The 12,370-nt window shown below is 40.1% G+C and carries 12 protein-coding genes and 1 pseudogene; 3 read left to right on the forward strand and 10 right to left on the reverse strand.

From position 1 onward, the window contains the following. Window position 1: 1 nt before the first annotated feature. Window positions 2–523 (reverse strand): sel1 repeat family protein, encoded by a 522-nt coding sequence (locus CXF64_RS12765; protein WP_007584047.1) that lies wholly within the window; start codon window positions 521–523, stop codon window positions 2–4. A gap of 105 nt (window positions 524–628) precedes the next feature. Between CXF64_RS12765 and CXF64_RS12770 the strand changes: the two genes are divergently transcribed. After that, window positions 629–1,513 carry a DMT family transporter gene (locus tag CXF64_RS12770; RefSeq protein WP_101217203.1) on the forward strand — a complete coding sequence of 295 codons (885 nt, stop codon included), beginning with the start codon at window positions 629–631 and terminating at the stop codon, window positions 1,511–1,513. A 30-nt stretch (window positions 1,514–1,543) separates the two neighbouring features. Here the strand turns inward: CXF64_RS12770 and CXF64_RS12775 are convergent, their stop codons facing one another. Genes CXF64_RS12775 through CXF64_RS12785 form a run of 3 tightly spaced genes read right to left on the reverse strand, consistent with a single transcriptional unit; the run spans window position 1,544 to window position 3,310 of the window. Beyond that, the gene (locus tag CXF64_RS12775; RefSeq protein WP_101217204.1) at window positions 1,544–2,056 is read right to left on the reverse strand and encodes a CC0125/CC1285 family lipoprotein; all 513 of its coding nucleotides are present in this window, start codon (window positions 2,054–2,056) and stop codon (window positions 1,544–1,546) included. 25 nt (window positions 2,057–2,081) lie between these two features. Further along, on the reverse strand, window positions 2,082–2,822 hold the full coding sequence (locus tag CXF64_RS12780; protein WP_076924427.1) for a hypothetical protein: 741 nt from the start codon (window positions 2,820–2,822) through the stop codon (window positions 2,082–2,084). Further along, window positions 2,819–3,310 (reverse strand): RNA polymerase sigma factor, encoded by a 492-nt coding sequence (locus CXF64_RS12785; protein WP_101217205.1) that lies wholly within the window; start codon window positions 3,308–3,310, stop codon window positions 2,819–2,821. Before CXF64_RS12785 ends, CXF64_RS12780 begins: the two co-directional genes overlap by 4 nt. A gap of 141 nt (window positions 3,311–3,451) precedes the next feature. Between CXF64_RS12785 and CXF64_RS12790 the strand changes: the two genes are divergently transcribed. Next, the gene (locus CXF64_RS12790) at window positions 3,452–4,798 is read left to right on the forward strand and encodes a S8 family serine peptidase (RefSeq protein ID WP_101217206.1); all 1,347 of its coding nucleotides are present in this window, start codon (window positions 3,452–3,454) and stop codon (window positions 4,796–4,798) included. On the opposite strand, the gene CXF64_RS12795 is transcribed toward CXF64_RS12790, so the two are convergent. From CXF64_RS12795 to CXF64_RS12805, 3 genes are all read right to left on the reverse strand, one after another. Beyond that, entirely contained in the window at window positions 4,782–5,735 is a 954-nt protein-coding gene (locus tag CXF64_RS12795) for a surface lipoprotein assembly modifier (protein ID WP_024590766.1), read from the reverse strand. The genes CXF64_RS12790 and CXF64_RS12795 overlap by 17 nt on opposite strands. A gap of 66 nt (window positions 5,736–5,801) precedes the next feature. After that, a complete protein-coding gene (locus CXF64_RS12800) occupies window positions 5,802–6,668 on the reverse strand; it encodes a hypothetical protein (RefSeq protein ID WP_101217207.1) in 867 nt (288 codons plus the stop codon). 135 nt (window positions 6,669–6,803) lie between these two features. Further along, complete coding sequence (locus CXF64_RS12805; RefSeq protein ID WP_232783802.1) at window positions 6,804–8,966, reverse strand: exonuclease domain-containing protein; 2,163 nt, start codon at window positions 8,964–8,966, stop codon at window positions 6,804–6,806. Between the two features lie 129 nt (window positions 8,967–9,095). Here CXF64_RS12805 and CXF64_RS20975 point away from each other — a divergent pair. Continuing rightward, window positions 9,096–9,275 (forward strand): annotated as a pseudogene (locus CXF64_RS20975) (protein phosphatase); the annotation flags it as partial. Between the two features lie 38 nt (window positions 9,276–9,313). Here the strand turns inward: CXF64_RS20975 and CXF64_RS12815 are convergent. From CXF64_RS12815 to CXF64_RS12825, 3 genes are read right to left on the reverse strand one after another with little or no spacing between them, the layout of a single operon-like run. Next, window positions 9,314–10,033 carry a DUF6445 family protein gene (locus CXF64_RS12815; RefSeq protein WP_024590763.1) on the reverse strand — a complete coding sequence of 240 codons (720 nt, stop codon included), beginning with the start codon at window positions 10,031–10,033 and terminating at the stop codon, window positions 9,314–9,316. Then, window positions 10,026–10,766 (reverse strand): SapC family protein, encoded by a 741-nt coding sequence (locus tag CXF64_RS12820; RefSeq protein WP_024590762.1) that lies wholly within the window; start codon window positions 10,764–10,766, stop codon window positions 10,026–10,028. Before CXF64_RS12820 ends, CXF64_RS12815 begins: the two co-directional genes overlap by 8 nt. Window positions 10,767–10,804: 38 nt before the next feature. Then, a complete protein-coding gene (locus tag CXF64_RS12825; protein WP_024590761.1) occupies window positions 10,805–12,361 on the reverse strand; it encodes a tryptophan halogenase family protein in 1,557 nt (518 codons plus the stop codon). Window positions 12,362–12,370 lie beyond the last annotated feature (9 nt).

The raw sequence follows: 12,370 nt of genomic DNA on the forward strand, positions 1-12,370 counted from the left end.
TCTATTCTATTATTTGTATGTCGTGCTCGGTAACGCTACCTTCATGCTTAGTGCAATCAATTTTAACTTCACCAAATGTACGCCTAGGCGAAGTTGAACGCCGACAGGTCATATTTTGTGCTTTAACGCCAAATTGCGTTATATACAACGCAACTGTTTCGTCTATTTGTTGTTTTTGCTGCGTAGTCGCTGCACTGTAAAATACATCGTATTGCGCAGACCAATTTTCAACCCCCGCTTCTTTTGCAACGCCTAGCCAGCCCATCCCTAGTTTAGTAGATTGCTCCAAGTATTGGCCTTTCAAAAACATAAACGCCAACGTGTATTGTGCGCTTTTATAGCCTAGCCCAGCAGGCTCTTTTAAATAATTGAAAGCGGCCTCAAACTGTCCTTTTCGATACGCTTTAATACCATTGTATTCATTCTTTTTCATGGTGGTATCACTGTAAAGGTTGATTGAGCTTGAATTACATCCACCCAAAAAAGTGATAAATACCATAGAAACTACTGAGAACGTTTTCATTCTTATCCTTAATTTATTATTTTTATATGCCAGTTCCGAATATGGCTTACACTTTTTATAAACCCTGTTATTCTAAAAACCAATCAGCTTAATTAAAATACTATCATGAGCTTAGCAAGTTTACTGCGATTATTTTTTCTGGCCGCTATATGGGGCGCTTCTTTTTTATTTATGCGAATGGCAGCTAACAGCTTGGGGCCTGCGGTATTAATTGAGTTTAGAGTAGGCTTTGCTGCAGTTACTTTATTTATTGTTGCTTTGTATTTAAAACGCCGCTTAGCCTTTACTGAACACAAAAAACACTTTTTTATTATAGGCGCGTTTAATTCTGCCCTTCCGTTTTTATTTTTTGCTTACGCAGCCCAAACTATTAGCGCATCCACACTCTCAATTTTAAATTCGACAACACCAATATGGGGTGTTGTCGTTGGAATTTTATGGACGAAAACAAAGCCCAATAAAAGTATGGTGCTTGGTTTACTACTTGGCTTAATAGGCGTTGCAATACTCGTTGGGCAAAATCATTTTGTATTAAATAGCCAATCAATAATGGCTATAATAGCAGCATTGAGTGCTTCACTTTGCTATGCCATTGCATCGCATTACACTAAAAACGCGCCTAAACTGGCCCCATTCGATAATGCCCATGGCTCAATGTGGGCTTCGAGCTTTATGGTATTACCGCTTATCTTATTTATGCCAATACGAGAAATACCAAGCACCAACATTATGCTAGGTGTATTAGTACTGGGCGTAGTATGTACCGCCCTTGCTTATATTTTATTTTTTAAATTAATCGACGATATTGGCCCAACCTCAGCGTTAACAGTCACGTTTTTAATTCCATTATTTGGCATATTTTGGGGGCATTTATTTTTAGATGAGCAAATAGGGCCAAATACATTACTAGGCGCACTATTTGTAATTGTAGGCACTATGCTGGTTACTGGTTTCTTACCACGAAAAAAGCACTTAGCTAAAACAAGCTAAGTACTTATATCAAGCGCTTTTACCAAACGCTTACTTTTGCGCCTTTTTGCTTAAGTTTTCAATTAAGTCTTGGGCGCTAAAGCTGTTCTCGCTTGGCTTTATACCTTTGCCCATTTTAATATCAATCAGGGTGTGCACTTCTTTGCGTTTATCATTATTGCTCACTTGTACGCCTACGCTGCTTGTTGGGCTAGCGCGTGTTTCGGAAGTTAATAAACCACAGCTTCGCTCATATTGCTGGCTTTGTGATGCACTAATAGATGACGTGGGGGCTTGCGATTTAGACTCAACAAAGGTTTCTTTATTAGTTACAACAAACCAGTCGTAGCCTTGCGCTTGTGTAAGCTCAGCCGCGCGCAATAATGCATAGTCACCGGCATCGGCTACGTTGTTTGACACACTTTTAAATTCTACTCGGTATTGATCGTCGCTAATTTTTTGCTCGCTGTAACCTTGTGAGCCATTATTCGCGGCGCGGTAATCAGGTTTAGATGCACAGCCCGCCATAAGTAAAATACTGATAATTAAAATAGATGTTTTCATAATTCACCTCGTTTTATACACATTATTATTTGTTTAACTGCCACTTTGCGCTAATTGCTTGCTGCTCTTGCGCTCTATCTAGTGGTGCGCCGCTGATCATGCTATCTATAACAGCATCTAACTCACTGTTGTTAGACGCCGTTTGATATTGCGCGCTATTATCACTTTGCTGCGCGGCTGTTTGCGCTTTAATTTGCCAACCGCTTTGCGTTTTACAAGCAATGCTTGTTTGCGTTGTATTATTTGAGCTTAGTGCATACTGCCTACAAAGCTCACCTTGCTGATTTTTAAAACTAAGCTGCGCACTAAATACTGAGCCATCACTTTGCTCAAACACACCACTACTTAGTTGTGTGTTAAGGGCTGATGCGGTATTGCTGGCTACTAAGTTTTGCGCCTCACTGGGTTGTAAATAGCTCGTCATTGCAATACCAAATACCACAGCAACGCTTGCTGCTATTGCTAAACTTTTATTAGCCGATTGCTTAACCTTTTGCCAAGGCGTTAACGTCACTACATTGCTGTTTAACGTGTTTTTTGTAGTAGCTGCATCAAGCTTTGCAACCGTTTTAGCTAATGAGTCACTAAGTGGTGCGTCGTCAATACTTATTGCGTGCTCCTTTGCTAGCATGTCTACTTCGCTAAATTCTGCAAGTCGCATTACTAGCGCATCATCGGTTTCAAGGGCTTTACGCACTTGCTCCATTTCGTGCTCGCTTAGCTCTGAGTCTAAAAAGGCGCTAAGAGTTTCGTCGTTAATGTTCATACTTGCTCCTTTTTAAAGTCGGGTTTTATTAAGTTATAAAGTGTACTGCGTGCGCGCGATAATTTACTCATTACACTGCCTATAGGTATATCTAGCGTATGTGCTACTTCTTTATAGGCCATGCCCTGCACTGCCACCAGCGATACTATGGCGCGTTGTTCTTCAGGTAACTGCCCAAGTGCTGTATTTACATGTTTAAGCATTTGTTTGTTTTCGAGTGTGTCGTGTTCATTGCTTGTTATTGGCTCTGGTAAAATATCGGCCTGAGCCGTATTTTGCCTTACCTTGCGTGAGCGGTATTCGTCTATCCACACATTACGGCAAATTTTAAATGCCCATTTAGCAGGCTCAACGTCATCCGGAATGCCTTTTACTAATAGTTTTTCAATTGTTATTTGCACTACATCGTCTGCATCTGCTTTACTACCCGTTAGCGAATAGGCAAAACGCCTAAGCATGGGCAATAAGGTTTTTAGAGTTTCGTTCATTGATTTTTACCCCTTTTATAAAGAAGACGATTCAAAAAAACATTTATTCCCAAATAATCAAAATAATTTAAAATAATGAAATATTTCTATGTGTTAAACGTTAACTAACCAGCATGATAAATTTAATAGAAGTAACCCACTATGAATATTAAAAACACACGCGTTAAACACATAATAGCCGCCTCGCTTTGCATATTTAGCGCAACGAGTTCAGCCAACATAGTAAGAGTCGATCAGGTGCTTGGGCAGCTAAGCCCAATAGAGCAGCGTATTGAACAAACTATAGAGCGAGCACAACGCCTGCCGCTTCCAGTGCCTGTACCACAAATATCGATTGATGAACTAAAAGCTCAAATAAGTGAGCCAATTAGCAGCTTACCTAATGTGCTTAACATTAATATAAATAGCCAAAACACTGCATTTGTTGAAGTAGAGCTTGAAAACGGCTTTAGAGCAATAGAGCGCCAATGGTTATTAATGGCAAATAGCCAACAACTTAATACCCTAAAGCAGCAAAATGTAACCATTGTATCGGTAAAAAATTACAACGCACTTAACATGAGCTTAGTGCGCTTTAACGTACCCCAAGGTGTTAATTCTAAAAGTGAGTTATTAAAAGCGCTTAACTTAGATGAGTCTGCAATACTTGACCGAAACCACATTTACCAAGCGCAAACAGGCGAGCCTAGCGTGAAAGTAACACAAAATAAGCCTGTTGCTCCTTACTGCACACAAAGCGTAAAAATTGGCATGATCGACAGCGCTATTAATACCAAACACAGTGCTTTTAGAGGCGCCAATATCACCACGCAAAGCTTTTTACCTAAAGGGTTAAGCTCGCCAAATTTACACGGCACCGCCATTGCAGGGCTAATTACAGGTAAAGGCGCAAAACTTAACCCGCTTTTAGGCAGTGCCAAGCTTTACAGTGCCGAGGTGTTTTATAGGCAATCTGAATATGCACAAGGGGCTACTTTATTTGCCATAGTAGAAGCACTTAACTGGCTAGTTAGTAATAAAATACCCGTAATAAATATGAGCCTAACGGGGCCAAATAACGCAATTTTAGAAGCAAGTATTACTGCAGCAATAAAACAAAACGTATTAATTGTAGCTGCTGCGGGTAATCAAGGGCCGGCGTCGCAGCCGTTATACCCAGGTGCGTATAAAAGCGTGATAGCGGTAAGTGCTATCGATTCAAAAAACCACATTTATAGATGGTCAAATAAAGGCGATTACATAGACTTTACAGCCCTTGGTGTAAATGTTGTTACAAGCCAAGGCAATGGAAAATTTGGTAGGGAGTCGGGTACGTCAATGGCGGCACCGCATGTAAGCGCGGCATTAAGTTGTTTATTATTAAAGCATGGTAATAATAAAACCAAAGCACTTAACGAGCTTACATCGCTGGCCGTCGATTTAGGCGAGCAAGGCAAAGACACCACCTTTGGTTATGGCGCCATTTACCCACCTAAAAGTGCACTTTAACTGACGCCGATAAAACCGACTGAGTATAGGTATTGCTACTAAGCTTTGATTGGTAATCGCCATATTCAGCCTCGGCTATTAGTGTTACGTGCTCAAACACAGCTACGTTATAAAACGCATTAACTACATTTCGGTGCTCATCTCGCGACGGTATTTGCTCAAAAAAGTCATCCGTTGTTTGCTCGTCGTAATCTTTATTTTGATAACGCCAGCCAGCCCCTACTTTGTTAGCCACATTAAAGGCCGTAAATTTGTGCGTAACTTTAGTCGTAAAACCGTAGCCGTTAAAGTCGTACTGGTTGTCGTCGGCGTTTTCTTTATCGGCACTTAGCGCTGCCATTAGCATGGTTTGCCCATTATTTATAAAATGATAAAGCGCTACATCGGCACCTACGCCATCAGCATTACGTGCTTTTGCAGTAGCAAAACGTTTAGCTTTGTTTTTTATGCTCATACGTAAATACGTATGCGGGTTTAAAAAATGGCCATAGTAAGCGCTGGCTTGATTAAAATGTAAAAATGGTTCGCCATCTACATTTGCTTTTGTGCCATCGTAACGAACCCCTACCTCATGGCTATTAAAGCTGTAGCTGCCATCTAAACCATATTGATGAAGGTCTAAATCGTATTGATCAAATTCATCGTAGTCTTGCTGTTCAAACCGGTAGCTTGAAGTTAATTTAGCGCCTTTGGTTAATTGCCATTTTGCATTAACACCGGCTGCGGTTTTTATGCCGCTGTCGCTTTGCGACGAAATATCGTCAAGCTCCTGAACAGAGAGCGCTGAATTGCTTAATACCCCAACTTCTGCATCTGCATTTAGCTCAAAGCTACTTTTAAAGGGTTTATTTTGCTCAGGTGTTTTAACGTGGTTGGTTTGTGCAAGCACCGCTTGGGCACTAAAAACACACAATGTGGCGGTTATAACTGCTTTCATATTTATTCTCCAACAGGCCGAATAGGTTTCCCTATTCGGCATTTGTGCAAACACGCTTAGGGCGTATTAAAGACCTAAGTCTAAATCGTTAGTAATGTTGGTAACTACTTCACTTGCGGTGCTAAGTGCTACATCGTTACTAATTTGATCAGTGACCGCTGCACTCACCTGCCCGCTAACACTTTGCTGTACCGTACTTTGTAAACTGCTAACCGTACTATCTTGCACGCTGGCAATTAAAGATTGCTGAACACTGCTTACAACTTCATTACTGGTATTAATTGCATCACCTACTTGCAGTGCAGAGCTCACTGAGTTTGCAGCCGTATTAGTAATTGCTAATTGGTTTGTAAGCGCACTCGCTGCATCAGCTTGAGTTACTGAATCGGTAGCGCTGCCCACGTTTGAAAGTAAAGAGGCACTTGTTGGTGTATCGGTAGTATCAGGCTGAGCGGCTTGATCAGAGGTAAGTCCAAGTAATGACGACTGGCTCACTGCAGTCGTTAAATTACCCGCCGATGAGGTTAACTGCGCTGTTGCATCAAGCGCTGTATTGACTGTGGTATTGCCTGTGGTATTTAAAGACGATGCCGATGCATTTAATGCGTTATTTAAAGATGAGCTGGCAGAGGCAACTAATGAATTTGCAGGCTCTGCGGCCTCGCTGCTTTCTTGCGATGGGGTTTGTGTATTATTTGCCGTTGAATCTGTATTTTGCGAGTCATCAGCCGTTACTTGTGTATTGCTAGATGCGTTTGTATCATTGCTACCACTGGCTGTTAAACCGTTTTGTGAAAGCGCAATAGATGTAGATGTTTGTTGCTGCGCCGACGTTGACTGAGATATTTCAATATCAGCGGCGTGCACTGCACCTGTAAAAGTACACACACCGCTTAACATCATTACGCTTACAATTTTATTTAATTTAGTCATTGTTTTGTCCTCTAGTTTGTCGGATTGACATAAAGAAGACGATTTACAAAAACACTTTATTCCAAAATAAATTAAAAAATTACAATAAAACCACTTATTAACTAAATTTCAAATACTTAAAGGTAAGCTAATACCCTACGGCGTTAGCGTTTCACTGTTTTGGATCAGCAATAACAGCTCAGCAGTGGCGGTTGCGTCGGCCAATGCGCGGTGATGGCTGGTTAAATTTAAATTAAAATGCGCGCTAAGGTTACCAAGCGAATACGACTTTAAGCCTTTAAACGCTTTGCGCGATTCAACCACGGTGCACATTTTTGGCATTTTAAAAAAGTGCCCTACCATCTCGCATTCTTTTTTAATAAAGCCGTAGTCAAAATTAACGTTATGGGCTACAAAAATACTGCCTGCGAGTTTATCTAATAGCGGCTTGGCTATATCGGAAAATACAGGTGCGTTGTAAACCATACTGTCGCTAATACCGGTTAATGACGTAATAAAGCCAGGTATATGGCGCTCGGGGTTAACTAAGCTCGTCCAGGTATCAATTACTTTACCGTGCTGTACTTTAACTACGCCAATTTCGGTAATCCGGTTACCGCCTTTTAAGCCGCCCGTGGTTTCTATATCGACCACGCTGTAAACACGGTTTGGATCTACAAACCATTTAACTGCGGCAATATGTACTGTAAAGCCCACATTTTTTAAATTATCTATGGTGGTAAGTTGGTTGCGCCTAATCTTATCGCCCGGGGCTTTTACCTCTTCAAAATGTACTTGGCCATTATTAATTACCATTAAGTCGGGGTAGCCGTCTTTTAGCTGTAAATAATGTTTACTCATGGCTGTTAAATGAGTAATTAATGCCTCAAGTGGGCTGTTTAAAATGAGCGCCTCTAGTGGCTCTAATAAATTGCTGCGCCATCTAAACAAGCCGTTAGGTTGGTCAAAGTATTGCGCTGCATTTTTGCATACCAAATTAAGTAATGCTTGTGGCGTTTGACACTGTGCTAAGCGCTCATTTATCTGTGTTTGCTGCGCTTCATAAAAATTACCAAGCCTTAATACTTGCGGATAAATATCAAACTCATTGCATGGTGGATAAGGCGACTCCACAAATAACTCATGCCAAAATACTAAACCAAATAAACTTTGCCAAAGCATGTTTTCGGTATTAAATACAGCCATACCTTGGCGAGTATAATAATCGTTTACGCCCTGCTCTACTTCACCTCGGTACAGTTCATCTATTTCTAGCACGCACTGAGTATCGGCAAGCATTGCACTTAAACGCGAACGTGTTTTTTTATTAAACTTACGCATTAAAAAATCGTCAGCAAAATACAGTAAATCATCAGTAAGTGGGTTTTCGATAATGGCTTCTAATCGAGCTTTTACCCACTCTTTATTGCCAAGCCTGTATTGCTCTCTTATTTGAATTTCTTGTGCTTCGCTATCATCCGCGCACCCTTCTAGTAAGCTAAAAGCAAGTTCGCTATCAACTGCTTTTAGCTGCCTATAAAGCCTAACTAATAATTTATTTTTTAATGCAACAGCTATTGCACCATGTGCAGCTTGCACTAAAACCTGTGACGCTAAAGCAACATAGTCGCTCTCATCTGTTATATTTTTAAATGCTAACCGGTAACGGTTTAATAAATAGTTTGATTGCGCTTCGTCAAGTGTTTCAAAGCGTGACAAGCTCTCACTGTGCCCTTCGCGTGTAGCGGTTAAGCCTAAGTCTCGCATTACAAAACGATTTTGATGATTCACATCTCCACTGCTTAGTTTGCCTGCAAATAAAAACTCAAAATACTCGTAGTAATCACTGCGGTTATTAATTACATACTGGCTATAAAGTGGCGCAAGCTCTTGTGGGCATGCTTTAAAAAACTCACGCGCAATATCCACCAGCGCGCCTTTACCGGCGCTCTTTTTAAAGCTTATTTGCTCGTCGTAATTACTTAGCAACTCAACCAAAGAAGGTTTGGTTAAGTGCGCTAAAAGCTGCGAATAATGCTGCTCGTTTGGCTCAAATAAAATATCGGCTTTTTTAAGCGTATAAATAGCCTGATGCGGTGATGTTATTTCTTCATAATTAAGCGATTGCGCCTGCACCAAATAAGGCTTTCGCGAGTACACACGCGCCAACATGCACTGGCTTTGTTCATCTAGCTGGTTAATTTTACTAATAAATTCACTATGTTTAGGCTCAAGTAAATGCATACATTTACTAGTTACAAACTCAATAAGCTCTCTAAAATGCGCTAAATAGTATTTTGCTGGTAATTCTTTTTTCATAATATCGCCATAACTGTATATAAAAACAGTATCTAGTATTTATGCTTATTATTCAATCTTAAACTTGTAATCGGTAATGCTTATAGTTGCCATATCAAAATAATGTAGAGTCAATAAGCACTAAATGTAAAAAGCGACATATTACAAGCCATACAACAAAAACAAACCATTGCCATACATTGCAAAGGTGGCACCTGCGGCACAGGGTTGGTCGCTGCACTTATTTTAAATTCGACAGGTTACACATAAGAAGAGGTATACAACCTAGTACAAGGCATTCGCCCTAAAGCACTCACTATAGAGCTGTAAAAAGAGTACTTTGAGAGTTTTAGTCGGTAATAAAAAAGCTAGCGTAAAACAGCAAAGCTACTAATAGTTAAACGCCCATTAACTGGGTCGCAGGCATAACCATTAGACGCGTTTATATTACCGGAATGCAATAAGTTACTTGGGTATATAACTGCGCGATTTAGCTTTGCCTCTACTCTGTAAACTTGCTCAAACAAAGTTGTACTTCCATTTATATATTGTGGATTTTTATGAAGCTTTTGCGCCATGGCTTGTTGCTTAATAGCTTGCCTATAAAGCATAAGCCGCTCTTTTGTTATACGTTCATACCCTAAGGATTTATGCTTATAAAATGAAGTGCCACCATGAGTTTCATCACATAAAAAGTGCACCATAGCAAGTTGATTCATATTAGGTGTATCAAAATGAGGGAGCATTTGTATTGGCCTGAGCTTATCAGGCTCAGTGCATGCAATTGAAAAAGCAGAAAGAATTACATCAAACTCGCTTTTATCCGCCATATCAAAGTGCGAATTAATAATTGGCGCAAGCGCTTTTAACCGCTCGATATAACTAAGCGGTGCTGCTTTTCTTACTCCTGGGTAAAAATCACTTTCTTGTGCGCAAAACGATTCTCTAGCACTTTGAGAAAACACAGCAAAATTAATAAGCGCATCTACATTATTTACAAAATCATCAATAACAATAATTGGGGTTTTCTCTTCCCCTACAGTATGTATGTGTAACGCCGTATTTTCGTTTAGTTTAAAATCAATCATCGGCTAAATTAAGCACTGCATTTTTACGCTCTATCAATGGGTATATTTGGCCAAGTGAGGTTATAACAGTATAAATAGCGGGTAATAAAGCGCTTTGATGTAAAAGCGTAATTTGATCACTATTAAGTTGTGCGAGTCTTTCTTGGTTAATAGTGTATAGGCCGTTTAACTTTGTTTTTTGACTGTTCTGAAACGTTACCTCAAGCGATAATGGCTGCAGTAGATCATGCTGTAACAAGGTATCAATTAACTTTTTATTGTCTATTTCGCCCTGTAGTAAATGCCCTAAACACTGCTTTATTTGTTTGAAATAGCTACTTTCTTCTGCGCTTTGGGTATAAATTGGTTCTAAATTATTCTGGCTTTGCGCTCGATTATTAACGACTGCTGGGCTATTTAAATTAATACACACAGGGTATTGAGTTTGCTGCGCATGAGTATCACCAACAAAAAATGGCTGACGCTGTAATTGAAGCGGTAAATACACGCCCTGCCACTGCGAGTTCTGATAAAACAAGTTCTCATGTTGCTCAAAGCCTAATAAAGCATTGAGTGTAAACTCCCCTGTTTCTGAGTTTTTTGCAAAAACTATAGGCTGCTGAACGGCAATTTGATTAAGTTCCGCCATAACAACAGGGATCATATTAATGTTTTCAGCGTGTGATTGTGCTTTTTGTGTATCTATTTTTATATGCTGATGAGCACTTTGCTCTAATGCGACTAAATTTTCCATGTGTGTCTCTTTATTGTTTTTATGTGTAAATTTTTAAGCTAAATAGTGCTAAAGCCATGATTCTTAATTTTATTTAACAATTCTCGGTTACTAGGTAAGTTAGTGACTGCTTGGTTTATCATGCTTTTATTTTTATCAAACTGACTTTTAGCAAAAACAGTGTCTTTAAGCATATAGGCAGTTGTGCTGTAGTCACTTTTAAAGCCCATACCATATAAAACATATTGATAACTCGCCGCTGGAAACACCTCATTGTTACTTGTAAAGTCGTGGTCAGCAGGGGCGCGGTATTGCCATAATTTCATTAGATCTTGTAGGCTTTGAGGAATCGTTTTTGGGTCTCTGTTATCGCTCCAAAATGCGTTATCGTCACGGGTTGATAAAATATAGTGTAACTTTAAAAAGTCGATTATTTTTTCCCACCTATAACTAAACGTCTCATTAAAGCGCTTGGCGGTAATATCCATAATATCGCGGGTGTGGGGGAGTTGTTCGCTGATCATCTGCGCTGACATTTCTACTAATACCAATGCAGAAGCTTCAAGCGGTTCCAAAAAGCCAGCCGAAAGCCCAACTGCAACACAGTTGTTCTGCCAAAAGTGTGAGCGATGGCCACTTTTAATAGGGATTTTTCTGATGGTGAGTGAATCGATTTTATCGCCCACGTACTCTTTGAGTTTTTCTCTTGCTTGGGCTTCAGTACTATATTTACTGGAATACACATAACCAACACCACGACGGTGTTGCAAGCCTATATCCCAAATCCAACCAGCTTCTTGCGCAGTTGAAATTGTGTGAGACGCAATGCTCTCATCTTCATCCTCATAAGGGACTTGCACTGCTAAGGCGGTATCAATAAACAGCACGTCATCGCAGGGCTTAAAGGGAACCTTGTAATGCTCGCCTAATAACAATGATGAAAAGCCGGTGCAATCGACAAATAAATCACCGCTAATTTCACCTTGTTGTTTTGTGGTAACGCTTGCAATATCGCCATTTTTAGCACTATTGACCTGCGTTACATCGGCTAAAATATGTTTAACGCCAAGCTGCTGCGTACAGTGTTTTTGTAAAAAAACAGCAAATTTTACAGAGTCTAAATGGTAGGCATAATTGGCTATAGCAGCATATTCTGGTGTACAAATTGTTTTAGGGGCAAGCCCTTGCTCACAAATAGCTTCTTGGTAACACACTGCGTTTGAAAAAGACGTTGACTCTGCTGTGTTATTTAACCAATGCCCTGCCATATCGGTTTTTGAAAAGCCCTGCGGCAGAACTAATGGATGATAGTAAAAATCATCATCGCTGCCATCCACCCATTTGGCAAATTTTGCTCCTTGCTTAAAGCTTGCTTCACACTCGCGTATAAAATCGGTTTCGCTAATACCAAGCGCTATTAATGTACTGCGCATAGTGGGCCACGTGCCTTCGCCAACACCTATAATTGGTATATTTGGAGATTCAACTAGCACAACGTTAAGACCATCGGGCGTATTACTCTTATGATGTGCCGCTAATCGACCTGCTGTTAGCCAGCCTGCTATACCACCACCAATGACAACCACTGTTTTTATTTTTTTATTTTTCTGGTTCATACTTGTTAC

Source organism: Pseudoalteromonas sp. GutCa3, assembly GCF_002836155.1.
Taxonomy (GTDB): Bacteria; Pseudomonadota; Gammaproteobacteria; order Enterobacterales; family Alteromonadaceae; genus Pseudoalteromonas; species Pseudoalteromonas arctica.